General features: G+C 65.1%; 17 protein-coding genes. 7 read left to right on the top strand and 10 right to left on the bottom strand.

From position 1 onward, the window contains the following. Window positions 1–19: 19 nt before the first annotated feature. The 4 genes from CGX12_RS07905 to argC are packed head-to-tail and all read right to left on the bottom strand — an operon-like array spanning window position 20 to window position 3,963. Window positions 20–1,231, bottom strand: a complete 1,212-nt coding sequence (locus tag CGX12_RS07905) for an argininosuccinate synthase (RefSeq protein WP_094039349.1) — start codon at window positions 1,229–1,231, stop codon at window positions 20–22. Further along, window positions 1,231–2,148: an ornithine carbamoyltransferase gene (locus CGX12_RS07900; protein ID WP_094039348.1), complete on the bottom strand. Its 918-nt coding sequence runs from the start codon at window positions 2,146–2,148 to the stop codon at window positions 1,231–1,233. Before CGX12_RS07900 ends, CGX12_RS07905 begins: the two co-directional genes overlap by 1 nt. 9 nt (window positions 2,149–2,157) lie before the next feature. Beyond that, on the bottom strand, window positions 2,158–2,943 hold the full coding sequence (argB, locus tag CGX12_RS07895; RefSeq protein ID WP_094039347.1) for an acetylglutamate kinase: 786 nt from the start codon (window positions 2,941–2,943) through the stop codon (window positions 2,158–2,160). A 6-nt stretch (window positions 2,944–2,949) separates the two neighbouring features. Further along, entirely contained in the window at window positions 2,950–3,963 is a 1,014-nt protein-coding gene (argC, locus tag CGX12_RS07890) for an N-acetyl-gamma-glutamyl-phosphate reductase (protein WP_094039346.1), read from the bottom strand. 252 nt (window positions 3,964–4,215) lie between these two features. On the opposite strand from argC, the gene argE reads away from it, so the two are divergent. The 7 genes from argE to CGX12_RS07855 all read left to right on the top strand — a co-directional run bounded on the left by argE (window position 4,216) and on the right by CGX12_RS07855 (window position 11,780). Next, window positions 4,216–5,367, top strand: a complete 1,152-nt coding sequence (gene argE, locus CGX12_RS07885) for an acetylornithine deacetylase (RefSeq protein WP_094039345.1) — start codon at window positions 4,216–4,218, stop codon at window positions 5,365–5,367. Between the two features lie 112 nt (window positions 5,368–5,479). After that, window positions 5,480–8,101: a phosphoenolpyruvate carboxylase gene (ppc, locus tag CGX12_RS07880; RefSeq protein WP_094039344.1), complete on the top strand. Its 2,622-nt coding sequence runs from the start codon at window positions 5,480–5,482 to the stop codon at window positions 8,099–8,101. Window positions 8,102–8,199: 98 nt separating this feature from the next. Next, on the top strand, window positions 8,200–8,667 hold the full coding sequence (gene ybaK, locus CGX12_RS07875) for a Cys-tRNA(Pro) deacylase (protein WP_094039343.1): 468 nt from the start codon (window positions 8,200–8,202) through the stop codon (window positions 8,665–8,667). Between the two features lie 228 nt (window positions 8,668–8,895). Then, window positions 8,896–9,672, top strand: coding sequence for an ABC transporter substrate-binding protein (locus CGX12_RS07870; protein ID WP_094039342.1), 777 nt, complete (start codon window positions 8,896–8,898; stop codon window positions 9,670–9,672). Next, entirely contained in the window at window positions 9,662–10,849 is a 1,188-nt protein-coding gene (gene iadA / locus CGX12_RS07865; protein ID WP_094039341.1) for a beta-aspartyl-peptidase, read from the top strand. Before CGX12_RS07870 ends, iadA begins: the two co-directional genes overlap by 11 nt. A gap of 82 nt (window positions 10,850–10,931) precedes the next feature. Next, window positions 10,932–11,183, top strand: a complete 252-nt coding sequence (locus CGX12_RS07860) for a GlsB/YeaQ/YmgE family stress response membrane protein (RefSeq protein ID WP_094039379.1) — start codon at window positions 10,932–10,934, stop codon at window positions 11,181–11,183. Between the two features lie 150 nt (window positions 11,184–11,333). Beyond that, complete coding sequence (locus CGX12_RS07855; protein WP_094039340.1) at window positions 11,334–11,780, top strand: host attachment protein; 447 nt, start codon at window positions 11,334–11,336, stop codon at window positions 11,778–11,780. 146 nt (window positions 11,781–11,926) lie between these two features. Here the strand turns inward: CGX12_RS07855 and CGX12_RS07850 are convergent, their stop codons facing one another. The 6 genes from CGX12_RS07850 to CGX12_RS07825 all read right to left on the bottom strand — a co-directional run. After that, complete coding sequence (locus CGX12_RS07850; protein ID WP_094039339.1) at window positions 11,927–13,318, bottom strand: GntP family permease; 1,392 nt, start codon at window positions 13,316–13,318, stop codon at window positions 11,927–11,929. Beyond that, the gene (denD, locus tag CGX12_RS07845) at window positions 13,318–14,277 is read right to left on the bottom strand and encodes a D-erythronate dehydrogenase (protein ID WP_094039338.1); all 960 of its coding nucleotides are present in this window, start codon (window positions 14,275–14,277) and stop codon (window positions 13,318–13,320) included. Before denD ends, CGX12_RS07850 begins: the two co-directional genes overlap by 1 nt. A gap of 64 nt (window positions 14,278–14,341) precedes the next feature. Next, window positions 14,342–15,112 (bottom strand): DeoR/GlpR family DNA-binding transcription regulator, encoded by a 771-nt coding sequence (locus tag CGX12_RS07840; protein ID WP_094039337.1) that lies wholly within the window; start codon window positions 15,110–15,112, stop codon window positions 14,342–14,344. Between the two features lie 3 nt (window positions 15,113–15,115). Beyond that, the gene (gene otnI, locus CGX12_RS07835) at window positions 15,116–15,901 is read right to left on the bottom strand and encodes a 2-oxo-tetronate isomerase (protein ID WP_094039336.1); all 786 of its coding nucleotides are present in this window, start codon (window positions 15,899–15,901) and stop codon (window positions 15,116–15,118) included. A gap of 10 nt (window positions 15,902–15,911) precedes the next feature. Then, window positions 15,912–16,553: a 3-oxo-tetronate 4-phosphate decarboxylase gene (gene otnC, locus CGX12_RS07830; protein WP_094039335.1), complete on the bottom strand. Its 642-nt coding sequence runs from the start codon at window positions 16,551–16,553 to the stop codon at window positions 15,912–15,914. Continuing rightward, window positions 16,546–17,012: nucleotide-binding domain containing protein (locus CGX12_RS07825; RefSeq protein WP_303396179.1), on the bottom strand; the 467-nt coding region annotated here is incomplete at its 5' end. The genes otnC and CGX12_RS07825, both read right to left, overlap by 8 nt.

Genomic DNA, 17,012 nt, shown 5'->3' with positions numbered 1-17,012 from the left:
CCCCTTTGTCATCTTTTGTTTATTTCTGCTGGTTTTTCAGCGCCTTGATCCGGCTGGCCAGGGAGTACAGGCGGATAAAGCCTTCGGCGTGGCTCTGATCGTACACCTCGTCCTCGCCGAAGGTGGCGAACTCTTCGGAGTACAGGCTGTTGGGCGAGCGCTTCTTGATGGCGGTAACCTGGCCCTTGTACATTTTCAGCACCACTTCACCGGACACGTCCTCGGCGATGGCTTCGGCAGAGGCCAGCAGCGCCTTACACAGCGGGGTGAACCAGCGGCCGTCGTACACCAGGTGGGAGAACTCGGCACCCACCTTTTCGCGCCAGGCGCGGGTCGGCTTGTCCAGCACCAGCTCCTCGACGGCGCGCAGGGCGGCCATCATCACGGTGCCGCCGGGGGTTTCGTAGCAGCCGCGCGACTTCATGCCCACCAGGCGGTTCTCGACGATGTCGACCCGGCCCACGCCGTGCTTGGCGGCACGCTCGTTCAGGGTCACCAGCACCTGGTAGGGGCTCATGGCCTGGCCGTCGACGGCGACCACGCGGCCTTTTTCCACGGTCAGGGACACGGTCTCGGCCTTGTCCGGAGCCTGCTCCGGGGAGACGGTCCAGGTCCAGGCCTGCTCGGAAGGCTCGTTCCAGGTGCTCTCCAGCTCGCCACCCTCGGTGGAGATGTGCCAGGCGTTGGCATCGCGGGAGTAGATCTTGGTGGCGCTGGCGGTGGTGGGGATCTTGCGCTCGGCCAGGTAGGCCAGCAGCTCTTCACGGCTGCGCATGGTCCAGATCCGCCAGGGGGCGATAATGGCCAGCTGGGGAGCCAGGGCGGCCACCGCGCCTTCAAAACGCACCTGGTCGTTGCCCTTGCCGGTGCAGCCGTGGGAGATGGCATCGGCGCCTTCGGCCAGGGCCACTTCCACCATCGCCTTGGCGATCACCGGGCGGGCCATGGAGGTGCCCAGCAGGTAGGTGCCTTCGTAGATGGCGCCGGTGGTCAGGGTCGGGTAGACGTAGTCGTTGACGAACTCGTCTTTCAGGTCCGCCACGATGCACTTGGAGGCACCGGAGGCGATCGCCTTCTGCTCGACGCCTTCCAGGTCTTCGGCGCCCTGGCCCACATCGGCCACGAAGGCCACCACTTCACAGCCTTCGTAGTTCTCTTTCAGCCACGGAATGATGGCCGAAGTGTCCAGACCGCCGGAATAGGCCAGCACGATTTTTTTGAATTGGCTCATTAATGAATATCCCTGTTAATCAGTGTCAGCAGCACGGCATTCTGGACGTGCATGCGATTTTCAGCTTGGTCGAGGATCAGGGAGGCGGGGCCGTCCATCACCTCGGAAGTTATTTCCCACTCCCTGTGGGCGGGCTGGCAATGCAGCACCTGTTTGGCTCCGGTTTTGTCGAGCAGGGCCTGGTTGACCTGGTACGGCATGAAGATCTCCTTCACCTGATCCAGGGGGGTATTATCGCCCATGGAAACCCAGGTGTCCGTATAGATCACGTCCGCGCCCTCGATATCGTCCAGGCTGTCGGTCACCCGTATTTTGGCGCCGCTGATCGCGGCCAGGGCCTCGGCCTCCTTCAGGATCTGGGCGTCCACGTTGTGCCCACGCGGGCAGGCGGCGGTGACGGTGGTGCCCAGGATGGCGCCGGTCAGCAACAGGGAGTTGGTGACGTTGTTGCCATCGCCCACATAGGCCAGGTGCACCTTGCTCAGATCATCGTGATGCTCGGCGATGGTCATGTAGTCGGCCAGCGCCTGGCAGGGATGATACAGGTTGCACAGGGAGTTGATCACCGGCACGGTAGCATATTTTGTCATTTCCACCAGTGTCTGATGGTCGAATACCCGGGCGACGATGGCGTCGCACCAGCGCGACAGGTTGGCGGCGAAATCCTGCACCGTTTCCCGCTTGCCCATGGCGCCGTTCTGGCTGTCCAGGTAGACCGCATGGCCACCCAGCTTGTTGATGCCGATGTCGAAGGTGACCCGGGTGCGCAGGGAGGGTTTTTCGAACAGGGTGACCACGCTCTTGCCCTTGAGGGCCTCGGCGTACTTGGCCGGATTGGCCTTGATCTCCATGGCCAGGGCAAGGAGCTGTTCGATCTGCTCCTTGCTGTAGTCCTTCATACTCAATAAATGCTGCATAAGGCCTCCTTAGTGGGAAATCCGGGTACCGTACTCGGATTCGCCCGCCAGCAGCGACAGCAGTTGCTCGGGGTAGCGCCAGCTGCCCACGGCCACCGGTTTGCCCAGGGTCTTGGTGGCCTTGAGCGCCGCCTTCACCTTGACTGCCATGCCGTCCTTGATAATGTCTTTTTCCATCAGTTCATTGGCGTCGGCCTCGGTCAGGTGGGCGATGCGCTGGCCCTTGCCGTCGAGGATGCCGCTCACGTCCGACAGCATCACCAGATCCGCGTCCAGGATCTCGGCGATGGCGGTGGCCGCCTGGTCCGCGTTCACGTTCATCAGCTTGCCGTCGAAGGTGATGCCGATGGAGCTGACGATGGGCAGGAAGCCGCCGGCCAGCAGGCTGTTCACCAGGGTGGCATCGCCGCCCTCGATCTGGCCCACGGCGCCCAGCTCGGGATCCAGCTGGCTGACCCGGCACAGGCCGCCGTCACCCAGGCACAGGCCGACCGAGGGGATTTCGTGGGCAATGGCCTGGGCCAGCAGCAGCTTGTTGGCGGTGCCGGCCAGGGCGCCGGCGATCACCGGGATCTGCTCGAAGGGGGTCACCCGCAGGCCGTTCTTCTTGGTAGAGGTCAGGCCCATGGCCTTGAGCTGGTTGTCCACCAGCACGCCGCCACCATGCACCAGCAGCAGGGGCCGGCTCACCTCGTCCAGAAAGGTTTTCAGGGTGGTGAACAGGGCCGCCAGGGCCTTGTCGCTTTCCAGCAGGGTGCCGCCCAGCTTGATCACCAGCGGTTGTTGATTTGCCATCTCTCGTTACTCCTTGATCAGACCCGCCACCGGCGAGAATCCCTGATGAATATTAATACACTGGATGGCCTGGCTGGCCGCTCCTTTCAGCAAATTGTCGATGGCCGACACCACGATCAGCTGGTTGCCGTCCCGTCCCCAGTGCAGATCGCAGAAGGGAGTGCCGGCCACGTCGTTGATCTGGGGCCACTGGCCGGCCAGGCGCACTATTTTCTGGCCGTCGTAGGCCTGGTGGTAGGCGGCGGCGATCTGCTGGTCGCTCACGCCGTCCTTCAACTGGACATAGACGGTGGCCAGGATGCCGCGGATAAAGTTGCCCAGGTGCGGCTGGAACACCACCTGCTTGCCCAGGTGGTGGCTGATCTCCGGCTGGTGGCGATGGTTGAACACCCCGTACGGCTTGAGGCTGACCTCGCAGAAGCTGTTATTCATGCTGGCCTTGCGCCCGGCCCCGCTGACGCCGGACACGGCGCTGATGATGGGGCGGGCACCTTCGGCGACAAGCCCCGCCTGCTGCAGCGGCTTGAGCGCGCTGAGCGAGGCGGTGGGGTAGCAACCGGGCACCGCTATCAGTTGGGCCGCCTTGATCGCCTCCTGGTTCCACTCGGCCAGGCCGTAGGCGGCCTTGGCCAGCCAGTCGCCATACTGGTGGTGGAAACCGTAGAACTGGTCATAGAAGCCTTCGCCGGGCACTCGGAAGGCACCGGAGAGGTCGAATACAGGAAGGCCCTTGGCCAGGAAGCCGGGCGCCAGGTCGTGGCTCACCTCATGGGCGGTGGCCAGCAGCACCAGATCCGCCTCGGTGTGGATGCGACTGATGGCCTCGTCGTCCAGGGGCAGCAGCGGCAGATCGATGATGCCGCGCCAGCGCGGATGCAGGCTGGTGAAGGGCTTGTGGGCATCCTGGCTGCCGTTGGACACATAGAGTCCGGCCAGGGTCAGGTGGGGGTGGCCATGGATCAGACCGGCCAGTTCGGCTCCGGTATAACCGCTGGCACCAATGATTGCAGCTTTTAACATGGTCGCGTCCGTAAATATCGATTCAGCTTGGTATAGATATGCAGGCCTCAGCCTAGCGCGTTTTCGGGCCCTGTGTCACCCTAGGGCAAAAGGATCAGGCGGGCTGTCGTCGTCGCTGTTGTGAGGAGGGGAAATGCATGGCCATCTGTTACGCTGGTTACCCGGAAAATGACAAGTCCGCAGCCTAGCAATAAAAACATATTTATGCAATTGTGTTGAATTTAAATTAGATAAAATCCCGACGGAGATCCCATGAAATCGCTCAACTTGCTGGACCTGTACCGCAGCATCATCGCCCTGCCCTCCATCAGCAGCACGGATCCCAGCTGGGACCAGAGCAACGAGCAGGTGATTCGTCTGCTGGCGGACTGGTTCAGCCAGCTCGGCTTTGAGGTGGAAGTGACCGAACTGCCCGATCTGCCCGGCAAGTTCAACCTGCTGGCCACCAAGGGCAGCGGTGACGGCGGCCTGCTGCTGGCCGGCCACACCGATACGGTGCCCTTCGACCCGGGCCGCTGGAACAAGGACCCCTTCAAGGTCACCGAGGAAGGCAACCGCCTCTATGGCCTGGGCACCATCGACATGAAGGGCTTCTTCGCCTTTATAGTAGAAGCGCTCAAGGATCTGGATCTGAGCAAGCTCGACAAGCCCATCCGCATCCTCGCCACCGCCGACGAGGAAACCACCATGGCCGGCGCCCGGGCCATCGCCGGCGCCATGGCCATCAAGCCCGACTACGCGGTTATCGGCGAGCCCACCGGCCTGGTGCCGGTGATGATGCACAAGGGCCACATGTCGGAAGCCATCCGCATCACCGGCAAGAGCGGCCACAGCTCGGATCCGGCCAACGGCCTCAACGCCCTGGAAATCATGCACCAGGTAATGGGCCGGCTGCTCGACCTGCAGCGCCAGCTCAAGGAGAAGTACGCCAACCCCCACTTCAAGGTGCCCCAGCCCACCCTCAACCTGGGCCATATCCACGGCGGCGACAGCCCCAACCGCATCTGCGCCTGCTGCGAGCTGCACTTCGACATGAGGCCCATCCCCGGGGTCGGCCCCGACGAACTGATGGGGCTGCTGCACCATGCCCTGGAACCCATCAAGGAACAGTACCCGGGCGCGGTGGAGGTGAGCCACCTGCACGAGCCCATTCCTGCCTACGGCACCGATCCGGAGGCCGAGCTGGTCCGGGCCGCCGCCGAGATCACCGGCAACCCGGCGGAGGCGGTGAACTACTGCACCGAGGCGCCCTTCATCCAGCAACTGGGCTGCCAGACCATAGTGCTGGGCCCCGGCCATATCGCCCAGGCCCACCAGCCCGACGAATACCTGGATCTGTCCTTCGTCACCCCCACCGTCCAGGTGCTGCAACATCTGGTCAAACGCTTCTGTTTCAGTAAATAAATTACAGAATTTCCGGTCAACCCCGAAGTGGGATTGACCGGAACCGGGAAAAATGGCTAGATAAGTGGCAGAAGCGTCATCATTTTGTAATAAATTAACAAAAGAGGCAGATATGGATAATCATGCAGCACTCAGGGCCAACGTCGGTCTGCTGGGGCAGTTGTTGGGCGATACCATCAAGGCCCACCACGGCCAGGCCTTTCTCGACAAGATCGAGACCATCCGCCAGTTGGCCAAGTCGGCCCGGCAAGGCAACCAGGACGATCAGCAGCAGCTGCTGAGTACCCTGAAAAACCTGAGTGACGATGAGCTGCTGCCGGTGGCCCGCGCCTTCAACCAGTTTCTGAACCTGGCCAACGTGGCCGAGCAGTTCCATACCATTTCCCGGGAGTACCAGCGCAGCGCCGGCCCCAGCCCGCTGCACCAGGTGTTCGAGCGGCTCAAGGGCGCCGACATCGACGACAACCGCATCAAGGAGGCGGTGGCCGCCCTGGACATCGAGCTGGTGCTCACCGCCCACCCCACCGAAGTGACCCGCCGCACCTTTATCCACAAGCACGTGCAGCTCAACGACTGCCTGGCCGCCCTGGAGCTGGATCTGCCCGAGCCGGAAAAAGCGGAGATCCTGGCCCGGGTCGAGCAGCTGATCGCCCAGGCCTGGCACAGCAACGAGATCCGCTCCCTGCGCCCCACCCCGGTGGACGAGGCCAAATGGGGCTTCGCGGTGATCGAGAACAGCCTCTGGCCCGCCCTGCCCCGCTTCATTCGCCAGCTCGACCAGCAGTTGCACGACCACCTGGGCGTGCGCCTGCCGCTGGACGCCGCGCCGGTGCGCTTCGCCTCCTGGATGGGCGGCGATCGGGACGGCAACCCCTTCGTCACCGCCAAGGTCACCCGGGAAGTGCTGCTGCTCGGCCGCTGGATGGCCAGCTCCCTGTTCCTCAACGACATCCAGGAGCTGGTGTCCGAGCTGTCCATGTCGGAAGCCAACCGCGAACTCTACATCCAGAGCGGCGAGAGCGACGAACCCTACCGGGCGGTGCTGCGCCGGCTGCGGGAAGATCTGCGCGAAACCCTGATGCACCTCAACGCCAGGGTGCAGGGCCAGAAGACCGACGCCCGGGATCTGATCACCAGCACCGAACAGCTGCGCGAACCCCTGGAGCTGTGCTACCGCTCCCTGCACGAGTGTGGCCTCGGCATGATCGCCGACGGCCTGCTGCTGGACGTGATCCGCAAGGTCGCCTGCTTCGGCATCCACCTGCTCAAGCTCGACGTCCGCCAGGACGGCGACCGCCACACCCAGGCCCTGGCCGAGATCACCCGCTACCTGGGCCTGGGCGACTACGCCGAATGGAGCGAATCCGACAAGCAGGCCTTCCTGCTCAACGAACTCAATTCCCGCCGGCCGCTGCTGCCGCGCCAGTGGCAGCCCTCGGACGACACCAAGGAGGTGCTGGACACCTGCAGGGTCATCGCCGAGCACCCCCGCGATGCCTTCGGCATCTACATCATCTCCATGGCCGGCGCCCCCTCCGACGTGCTGGCAGTGCAGCTGCTGCTGAAGGAAGCCGGCGTCGACTTCCCGCTGCCGGTGGCGCCGCTGTTCGAAACCCTGGACGACCTCAACCGGGGCGCCGAGGTGATCGAGCAGCTGTACGCCCTGCCCTGGTACCGCGGCTACCTGCAGGGCCACCAGTACGTGATGATCGGTTATTCCGATTCCGCCAAGGACGCGGGCATGCTGGCCGCCGGCTGGGCCCAGTACAGCGCCATGGAACAACTGGTGAACCTGAGCGCGAAAGAGCAGGTCAAGCTGACCCTGTTCCACGGCCGGGGCGGCAGCCTGGGCCGGGGCGGCGGCCCCGCCCGCCAGGCGATCCTGGCGCAACCGCCCGGCTCCACCCTGGGCGGCCTGCGGGTCACCGAACAGGGCGAGATGATCCGCTTCAAGTTCGGCCTGCCCCAGGTGGCCATCGACAGCCTGGCGCTCTACGCCAGCGCCGTGCTCGAGGCCAACCTGCTGCCGCCGCCGGAGCCCGAACCCCAGTGGCGCGAGCTGATGGACACCATGGCCAGGGTCTCCTGCGATCATTACCGCTCGCTGATCCGCGGCGAGCCCGACTTCGTGCCCTATTTCCGCGCCGCCACCCCCGAGCTGGAGCTGGGCAAGCTGCCGCTGGGCTCGCGTCCGGCCAAGCGCAAACCCAACGGCGGGGTGGAAAGCCTGCGCGCCATCCCCTGGATCTTCGCCTGGACCCAGAACCGGCTGATGCTGCCCGCCTGGCTGGGCGCCCACAAGGGGCTGGAGCGGGCCATCGAGGACGGCCACGAAAGCACCCTGGTGGCGATGAACAAGCGCTGGCCCTTCTTCCGCGCCCGCCTGGACATGCTGGAGATGGTGTTCCTCAAGGCCGACCTGGGCCTGGCCGCCTACTACGACAGCGTGCTGGTGCCGGAAGCGCTCAAGCCCCTGGGCACGCGCCTGCGGGAAGAGCTGAAGGCAAGCATGGATCTTATCCTGCAACTGAAGGAAGAGGCCGAGCTGCTCTCCGACCAGCCCTGGATCAAGGAATCCATCAAGCTGCGCAACCCCTACACGGATCCGCTCAACGTGCTGCAGGCCGAACTGCTCAAGCGTTCCCGCCAGCAGGGTGAGATCCACCCGGTGCTGGACCAGGCGCTGATGGTCACCATCGCCGGCATCGCCGCCGGCATGCGCAATACCGGCTAATATAAAAGGGTAAGAGGGCGCAGCCCTTGAGCTGACACTTGTCAACCGAGCCCGGTCGTCGCAGACTGGGCTTTTTTATATGCACGGAAATCACGCTCATGACCCCCGCCATCCTGTTTCTGGAACAGCAGAAGGCCGCCTTCAGCCTGCATCAGTACGACTGCACCGCCCAGGACGACTTCGGCGCCCATGCCGCCGAACAGCTGCGGGTGCCCCCGGTCCAGGTGTTCAAGACCCTGCTCACCGAAGGCGAACAGGGCGCCGTGGTGGCCCTGGTGCCCTCCTCCGGCAAGGTCAACCTCAAGCGCCTGGCCAAGGCCGCCGGAGTGAAAAAGCTCGACATGATGCCGCCGGCCAAGGCGGAACGGCTCACCGGCTACAAGGTGGGCGGCATCAGCCCCTTCGCCCAGAAGAAGCGGCTGACCACGGTGCTGGACGCCTCGGCGGCGGACTACCCCTATGTGCTGGTGTCCGGCGGCAAGCGCGGCCTGTCGGTGGGCCTGGATGCCGAGGCCATCATCACCCTGTTGCAGGCCCGGATGGCGGATATCGCCGAGCACGACTGAATCCGCCGCCGCGCTTGCCAGCGCCGAGGACAAATGATACAAGATTGTTAATTTTCATTTCCGCGATCAGGGATCGATAACATCTCCATGTTGAGAAATGCCAGAGGCCACTTCCTGGCCTTCTACTTCAAGCCGTTTTATTTGTCGGAGTGGTTCGACGAATAAGGCTTGCCCGCCTGGCATTCCGCAGCATCCTGCTGCGCCTTTTCTTACATTCGGAGATCTATCATGCAAGCATCTGTTATTGCAGGCGCCGTCGTCGCCTCCTTGTTGTCCGCCCAGGTCGCCGCCAAGGAGTGGACGCACATCCGCTTCGGGGTGGAAGGCGCCTACCCGCCCTTTTCCTACACCCAGCCCGACGGCACCGTCGCCGGTTTCGACGTGGAGCTGGCCCATGCCATCTGCGAGCAGCTCAACGCCCGCTGCGAGCTGGTGGCCCAGGACTGGGACGGCATTATCCCGGCCCTGCTGGCGCGCAAGTACGACGCCATCATCGCGGCCATGTCCATCACCGCCGAACGGGAACGCAGCGTCAGCTTTACCGACAAGTACGCCAAGATCCCCAACCGCTTCGTGGTGGCCAAGGACGCCGCCCTGGATCTCAGCCCCGACGGCATTAAGGGCAAGCGCATCGGGGTGCAGCGGGCCTCCACCAACGACAAGTTCCTGTCCGACAGCTATGGCAGCGGCGTCACCATAGTGCGCTACGGCAGCGCCGACGAAGCCTACCTGGATCTGCGGGCCGGCCGGCTGGACGCGGTGCTGAACGACGCCTCCGCCACCCAGCAGGGCCTGCTCGACAAGGAGGGAGGAGACCGGTTCGAGTTCCGCGGCCCGGAGTTCACCGACGAGAAATGGTTCGGCCGGGGCATGGGCATCGCCGTGCGCAAGCAGGACAACGAGTTGCGCGAGCAACTCAACGGCGCCCTCCGGGCCCTGCGCGACAACGGCACCTACCAGCAGATCAACGCCAAGTATTTCGAGTACAGCATTTATGGCGACTAACCAACCCCAGGGGAGCCCGGCTCCCCTTACCCTGATCGAAAACGCCCGCGTCTTCACCCCCGTCCCCGGCGAGCACAGCGCCCTGCTGCTGGCCGGCGGCCAGATCGTCTGGATGGGACGGGATCCGGGCGACATCCGCCTGCCCTGCCCGGTCGAACGGCTGGACGCCGCCGGCCGCTGGCTGATCCCCGGGCTGGTGGATCCCCTGGCCCATATCATCGGTGGTGGTGGCGAGGGCGGCTTCGGCTTTCGCACCCCCGAGCTGTATGCAGACGAAGCCATCCGTGCCGGGGTCACCACCCTGGTGGCGGCGCTGGGTACCGACAGCATCACCCGCAACCTGCCCCAATTGCTGGGCAAGGTGCGGGAGTTGCAGGCGGCCGGGCTGTCGGCCTATATGTACACCGGCTCCTACCACCTGCCCGCCAAGACCCTGAGCGGCTCGGTGGAACAGGATCTGATGCTGCTCCCGGACATCATCGGTGTGGGCGAAATCGCCATCAGCGATCACCGCTCCTCCATGCCCAGCCATCAGGCGCTGGCGGAAACCGTGGCCCATGCCAGGGTGGGCGGCCTGCTGGCGGGCAAGCAGGGCGTGGCCCTGTTCCACCTGGGCGACGGCCGGGAAGGGTTGACGCCCCTGCGCCGACTGGTCGAGCAGACCGACCTGCCCCGGCGCCAGCTCTACCCCACCCACTGCAACCGCAGCCGGCCGTTGCTGCAGGAGGCCATCGCCTGGGGCCGGGACGGCGGCTACATCGACTTCACCGCCTCCACCCTGCCCCAGTTGCTGGACGACGGGGAACTGGACGCGGCAGAGGCACTGGCCCTCTGCCTGCGCCAGGGCGTGGCGCCGGATCGCATCAGCTTCAGCTCCGATGCCAACGCCAGCCTGCCCCGCTTCGATGCAGAAGGCCGCCTGCTCGGCCTGGAGGCCGGCCGCATCGACAGCATCTGGCAACAGGCGGTACTGGCCATGACCCGAGAGGGCTTATCGCCCGAGCAGGTGCTGCCGGTGGTGACCCGCAATCCCGCCGACATCCTCGGGCTGGGCCGCAAGGGCCGGCTGGCGGTGGGCCTGGACGCGGATCTGCTGCTGGTCGATCCCGACACCCTGAACATCACCGCCACCTTTGCCATGGGCCGCCGGCTGTGGCACAGGCCGGACCCGGATTGACGCAGGAACCGGTTTGAATGGCTCCTTTTCCGTCCGTCTGGGCTATGCTGTCGGGAATATCGACATGGAAAAGGAGCTGAAGATGGGAATTCTGAGCTGGATCCTTTTCGGCCTGATCGCCGGTTTCCTGGCCAAGTGGATCATGCCCGGGCGGGACGGCGGCGGCCTGATCATGACCATACTGCTGGGCGTCGCGGGCGCCTTCGTCGGTGGCTGGGTCGGCACCCGGCTGGGCTTCGGCTCGGTCACCGGCTTCAACCTGGGCAGCCTCTTTACCGCCGTCATCGGCGCGATCATACTGTTGTTTGCCTATCGCATCCTCAAGAAACCCTAGAAAAAAACAGATGTGTCCTGTTCACCCAGGGTCGGCGTTATCGCCGTGGTCTGGCACCGGCACATCGCCCGCGAGCAGCCTGGCGCCCGCGCAGGGCAATCGCGCCGCTGCTATCCTAAGAGATACCCAAGGATCCATGGAGGCTGTTGTATGTCCGGGTTGTCTATTCTAGAGAATGAGTGGGTAGTGGTGTGCGATGGCGGCAAGGCGCTGGTGCTGCAGAATGACGGCGACGCCAAGTCGCCCAACCTCAAGACCATAGAGGTGTTCGAGCAGAAGGCCCAGCCGACGCGCGAACTCGGCACCGATGCCCCCGGCCGCAGCCATGCCGCGGGCCACATCCGCACCACCTTCGAGCAGACCGACTGGCACGATCAGGCCGAGCAGGAATTCCTGACCCGTCTCGTCCGGCATCTGGACGACGTCCTCGGCGCCGACAAGACCCGGTCGGTGATCATGGTCGCGCCGCCGCGCGCCCTCGGCATGCTGCGCTCGGCCTATTCGGAAACGCTGAAAAATGCGATCCGTGCCGAGCTGGACAAGGATCTGGTCAAGATGCCGGTGTACGAAATCGAAAAACTGCTCCTGCGCCACTGAGCCTGTGTCGCCACCCGAGGCCAGGAGCACAAAAAATCCGATGACGAGGCGTCATCGGATTTTTTCTTTTAAAGACGGGGATCAAACGATGTGGCCCAGGCGGGCAGCACCGGGCCACTCGCTCCCCTCAGTCGGCTCCTGGCCGCTTACAGCACGGCGTTGAGCACCAGCACACCGACCAGGCCGGTGGCCCAGGCCAGGGTGGTGGGGATGGACCAGACGATGATCTGCTGCTTCACGTCCTTGATGCCCATCATGCGGTTGACCACCCAGAACAGGCTGTCGTTGAAGTAGCCGAAGAACAGGGAGCCCATGGTCGCCGCCTGGGCCGCCACCAGCATGTTCACCCCGGGGATGGTGGCCAGGATGGGCGCCGAGATGGAGGCCGCGGTGACCATGGCCACGGTGCCCGAGCCCTGGATCAGCCGCACCAGGGTGGAGACGATAAAGGGGATCAGCACCGGCGGCATCGGCAGGCCGGCGATCTGCTCGCCCAGCATGGCGCCGGCACCGGACTCGCGCAGCACCGCACCCAGGGCGCCACCGGCACCGGTCACCAGCAGGATGATACCGGCGCTCTGCAGCCCTTCTTCCAGGTGCTCCATGGTGTCGTGCTTGTTCATCTTGGGCACCAGGGTATACACCGCCAGCAGCACCGAGATGGACAGGGCGATCACCGGGTGGCCCAGGTAGGTGAACAGCTGCACCACCGGGTTCTCGCTCAGGCCGTTCCAGCCGTCGATCTTGGCCAGGGTGCCGAACAGGGTATTGATGAAGATAAGCAATATCGGCGCCAGTATCGGCAGCAGCGACAGGAACAGGCTGGGCAGTGCCTTGCCGGCCTTGGAGGCCAGGTACTGGTTGTAGCTTTCTTCCAGCTCGGGGCTGTCCTGCACCACGGGGGCGTGGAAGTCCGGGTACTTCTTGCCCAGCCACTGGGCGTAGAGCACGATCACCAACACGCAGGGCAGCGCCAGCACCAGGCCGGTGAGCAGCATGGCGCCCACATCCACGCCGAACAGGCCGGCCACGCCCAGCGGGCCCGGGGTGGGCGGCACCGTGTGGTGGGTCACCACCAGGCCGCCGGCCAGGGCCACGCCCACGGTCAGCAGGTTGCGCTTGCCCTTCTGCGCCAGCGCCTTGGCGATGGGGTAGAGGATCACGAAGGCGGAGTCGACGAAGATGGGCACCGAGACGATATAGCCGGTGATGGCCATGGCCCATTCTTCCTTCTTCTTGCCCAGCCACTTGATAAAGCTGTAGGCGATCTGCTCGGCGGCGCCGGACACTTCCAGGATGCGGCCCATCATCACGCCGAGGCCGATGACGATACCTATGCTGCCGAGGGTGCCGCCGAAGCCCTTGGTGATCACGTTGACGATGTCACCGGCGGCCATGCCGCCCAGGGCGCCGGCGATGCTGGCCGCCGCCAGCATGGCGATCAGCGCATGCACCCGGGTCTTCACCACCAGGAAAATCAGTACCACCACGGCGACGGCGAGGCCGATCACCGGGGCCATTGAGCTTGCGTCTGTCATTACTTGGTTCCTTCCATATCATCGGCAATAAAACGGCGGATCACGCTGTCGAAGTCCGCGTCCTGTACAAAGCCCAACCCCTGGGCACGGGTAATGTTGAAACGGCCCGGCCAGCTGGCCACGATGCGCGATACCGCCTCGTCTTCTTCATAACGGATGCGGGCGCACACCTGGTCGCCGGCCACCCGGCGCAGGGCGTCGATCATCTGCTGCACGGTCACGGTGATGCCCGGCAGGTTGACGGTGCGGCTGGCGCCGAAGGCCTCGGCGGGCACCTGGGCGGCGCGCACGAAGTTCTCCACCACGGTCGCCGGGGACGACAGCCACATGGGCAGGCTCAGGGCCACCGGGCAGACGCTCTCCTCGCCCTGCAGCGGCTCGCGGATGATGCCGCTGGCAAAGGACGAGGCCGCCTTGTTGGGTTTGCCCGGACGCACGCTGATGGTGGGCAGGCGCAGCACCCGGCCGTCGACGAAGCCCTTGCGGGCATAGTCGTTGACCAGCAGCTCGCCCACCGATTTCTCCATGCCGTAGGAAGACTGGGGGCAGACTGCGGTGTGGTCCTGGATCACCTCCGGCAGCTCGCCGCCGAACACCGCCAGCGAGCTGGAGAACACGAAGCGGCAGCCGGGCGCCTGGTGGCGGGCGGCTTCCAGCAGGTAGCGGGTGGCGTCGATGTTGACCCGCACGCCCAGGTCGAAGTCGGCCTCGGCATGGCTGCTGACGATGGCCGCCAGGTGGTAGATCAGGCCGGTGTCCGGGGTCACCAGCGCCTGCACCGCGGCCTGGTCGCCCAGATCCGCCTGCACGCAGCGCACCCGCTCGTCCGCCAGCGGCGAGGTGGGGACTATGACGTCCGCCAGGGTGAGGCTGTCGAAGGCGATCTGCTGCTGTTGCAGCAAGGCCTTGGCCAGGCGCTGGCCGAGGAAGCCCGCACCACCGGTAATGATGATATTCATTTGATTCTCCTCGGTGCTTGAGGGCACCCGATAAGCTACAGAGGTTGGTTTGTAATAATCGTTTTCATGCCGAGCCCACCAGCCGGACCTGCAGGCCCTGGCCGCGCAGCTGTTCCGCCGTCTCTTCCGCCAGGCCGCCGTCGCTGATGATGTCGGTCAGCGCCTGCAGCGGGCAGATGCGGAACATGCCGTACTTGCCGTACTTGCTGCTGTCGCTCACCAGGATCCGGCGCCGCGCCACCTTCAGCAGCGCCTGCTTGACCATCACCTTGTTCTCGGTGGGGGTCGACATGCCCCGCTCCAGGTCCCAGGAGCTGGAGCTGATAAAGGCCAGGTCCAGGTTCAGGCTGGCGAGCAGGGTCGCCGCCGCCTGGCCCACGCAGGAGCGGTTGCGCACGTCCACCAGGCCACCGGTGTGGAACAGGGTGAGCTGGGGGTACTGCATCAGATAGTTGGCGATGGTGAAGTCGTTGGTCACCACCGTCAGGTTGGCCTTGCGGGCGATGCCCCTGGCCACCTCGAAGGTGGTGGTGCCGGCGTCCAGGTAGATCACCTGGCCGTCCTCCACCAGTTCCGCCGCCGCCAGGCCGATGGCGACCTTGCTGTTATGGTGGATGCTGGCCTTTTCGCTGTAGGCCAGTTCCTGCTTGACCGCGTCGTTGAGCCTGACCCCGCCGCTTACCGACACCACCTTGCCCTCGGCCTCCAGCTGCTGGATGTCCCGGCGCACCGTCATGTGCGACACGTCCAGCTCGGCGGCCAGCTCGTTGATGGACACCATGTTGCGCTCGTGCACATAGCGGTAGATGTAGTCGCGGCGTTCGGCGGGGATCATGGCTTACTCCTTGTCCGCCCAGGGGGCGAACCAGCCCAGGCCGGCTTCGGTTTGGCCGCGCGGGCGGTATTCGCAGCCCAGGAAGCCGTCGTAGCCCTTGGCGTCCAGGTAGTCGAACAGCCAGGGGTAGTTGACCTCGCCCTGGTCCGGCTCGTGGCGCTCGGGCACCGAGGCTATCTGGATATGGCTGAACTTGCCCCACAGCCGGTCTATGGTGCGGGTGAGATCCCCTTCCATGATCTGGCAGTGGTAGAGATCGAGCTGGATCCTGACGTTGGGCCGGTCGATCGCTGCCAGCAGCGCCTCGGCCTGCACCTGGGTGGAGAGGAAGTAGCCGGGCATGTCGCGGCTATTGATAGGTTCAATCAGCACCAGAATACCCTTTGGGGCCGCCTGGTCCGCCGCGTAGCGGATGTTGGCCACATAGGTGGCCTGCTGCTGCTCGCGGCTCAGCCCGGGCTGGCACAGACCGGCCATGGCGTGCAGCTGGGTGCAGCCCAGCGCCTCGGCGTAGGCCAGGGCGGTGGCCACGCCGGCGCGGAATTCCGCTTCCCGGCCGGGCAGCGAGGCCAGGCCGCGCTCGCCCGCCTCCCAGTCGCCGGGGGGCATGTTGAACAGCGCCTGGGTCAGGCCCCGGCGCTTTAACTCGGCGGCGATGGCGTCCTTGTCCTCGGCGTAGGGAAACAGGTATTCCACCGCGCGAAAGCCGGCGGCGCGGGCGGCCTGGAAGCGCGCCATAAAGGGCACTTCGGTAAACATCATCGACAGGTTGGCTGCAAATCGGGCCATGGTCCGCTCCTTACATCTTGCCTTTGAATACCTGCTCCAGCTCCGCCACCTGATCGTCGGTCAGGGTGCGCATGGGGCCGTTGCGCAGGATGAAATACAGCCGGGCGGTCTCTTCCAGCTCCTCGGCGTTGAACATCGCCTCGCGCAGGCTCTTGCCGCTGATCACCGGGCCGTGGTTGGCCAGCAGCACGGCGCCGTGCCCGGCGGCCAGCTTGCCCAGTTCCTCGGCGATGCGCGGGCTGCCGGGGCGGAAATAGGGGATCAGCGGGAGCTTGCCCACCCGCATCACGTAATAGGGGGTGATGGGCGGCAGGCAGTTGGCCGGATCCAGCCCGTCCACGCAGGACAGGGCGGTCAGGTAGGGCGAGTGCAGGTGCACTATGCCGCCGGCCTGGGGCCGCTGCTGGTACATGGCGATGTGCATCAACACTTCCTTGGAGGGCTTGTCGCCGTCCAGGTGGTTGCCGTTCATGTCCACCTTGCTCAGGCGGTCCGGATCCAGATCGCCGAAGCTGGTGTTGGTGGGGGTGGCCAGCAGGTTGCCGTCGGGCAGCACCAGGCTGAGGTTGCCCGCCCCGCCGCTGCTGTAGCCGCGCTCGAACATGGATTTGGCGATCTTCACCATTTCCAGGCGCAGGGAAAATTCAGTCATGGAAAAACTCCTGGGCGTTGCTGAAGAAGTGCTCGTCGCCGAAGTTGCCCGATTTGAGCGCCAGCGACAGCGGCTTGTCGAGGGCCCGCACCCAGGGCACGCCCGGGGCGATCTGCGGGCCGATGTGGAAGCCGGTCACCGCCAGCGCCTGGGTGACGATACCGGAGGTCTCGCCGCCGGCCACGATAAACTTGCCGAAACCCTCACCGGCCAGGCGGGCGGCCACGGCGGCGAACACCCCTTCCACCGCTTCGCTGGCCCGGGCCGCGCCATACTGGGCCTGGATGCGGGAAAGCTCGGCCGCGGGCTGGGTGGCGTACAGCATGGGCGCCGGGGCGCTGTCCTGGGCCGCGACCCAGTCGGCCAGCTCGGCGGCGTAGGCGGCGGGTGCCTCGATGCAGCGGGCCACCTCCACCAGCCGGTGCGGCGCCCTCTGCTTATAAGTCGCCACCTGGGCGT

The organism is Zobellella denitrificans, assembly GCF_002237365.1.
In the GTDB taxonomy this organism is placed as follows: domain Bacteria; phylum Pseudomonadota; class Gammaproteobacteria; order Enterobacterales; family Aeromonadaceae; genus Oceanimonas; species Oceanimonas denitrificans.
Note: the sequence above shows the minus strand (reverse complement) of the source record. Positions and strands in the feature narration are given on the sequence as shown.

Coding starts and splice junctions, on each gene's coding strand:
- CGX12_RS07905 (WP_094039349.1), bottom strand. CDS start 1,231: ATGAGCCAATTCAAAAAAATCGTGCTGGCCTATTCCGGCGGTCTGGAC.
- CGX12_RS07900 (WP_094039348.1), bottom strand. CDS start 2,148: ATGCAGCATTTATTGAGTATGAAGGACTACAGCAAGGAGCAGATCGAA.
- argB (WP_094039347.1), bottom strand. CDS start 2,943: ATGGCAAATCAACAACCGCTGGTGATCAAGCTGGGCGGCACCCTGCTG.
- argC (WP_094039346.1), bottom strand. CDS start 3,963: ATGTTAAAAGCTGCAATCATTGGTGCCAGCGGTTATACCGGAGCCGAA.
- argE (WP_094039345.1), top strand. CDS start 4,216: ATGAAATCGCTCAACTTGCTGGACCTGTACCGCAGCATCATCGCCCTG.
- ppc (WP_094039344.1), top strand. CDS start 5,480: ATGGATAATCATGCAGCACTCAGGGCCAACGTCGGTCTGCTGGGGCAG.
- ybaK (WP_094039343.1), top strand. CDS start 8,200: ATGACCCCCGCCATCCTGTTTCTGGAACAGCAGAAGGCCGCCTTCAGC.
- CGX12_RS07870 (WP_094039342.1), top strand. CDS start 8,896: ATGCAAGCATCTGTTATTGCAGGCGCCGTCGTCGCCTCCTTGTTGTCC.
- iadA (WP_094039341.1), top strand. CDS start 9,662: ATGGCGACTAACCAACCCCAGGGGAGCCCGGCTCCCCTTACCCTGATC.
- CGX12_RS07860 (WP_094039379.1), top strand. CDS start 10,932: ATGGGAATTCTGAGCTGGATCCTTTTCGGCCTGATCGCCGGTTTCCTG.
- CGX12_RS07855 (WP_094039340.1), top strand. CDS start 11,334: ATGTCCGGGTTGTCTATTCTAGAGAATGAGTGGGTAGTGGTGTGCGAT.
- CGX12_RS07850 (WP_094039339.1), bottom strand. CDS start 13,318: ATGACAGACGCAAGCTCAATGGCCCCGGTGATCGGCCTCGCCGTCGCC.
- denD (WP_094039338.1), bottom strand. CDS start 14,277: ATGAATATCATCATTACCGGTGGTGCGGGCTTCCTCGGCCAGCGCCTG.
- CGX12_RS07840 (WP_094039337.1), bottom strand. CDS start 15,112: ATGATCCCCGCCGAACGCCGCGACTACATCTACCGCTATGTGCACGAG.
- otnI (WP_094039336.1), bottom strand. CDS start 15,901: ATGGCCCGATTTGCAGCCAACCTGTCGATGATGTTTACCGAAGTGCCC.
- otnC (WP_094039335.1), bottom strand. CDS start 16,553: ATGACTGAATTTTCCCTGCGCCTGGAAATGGTGAAGATCGCCAAATCC.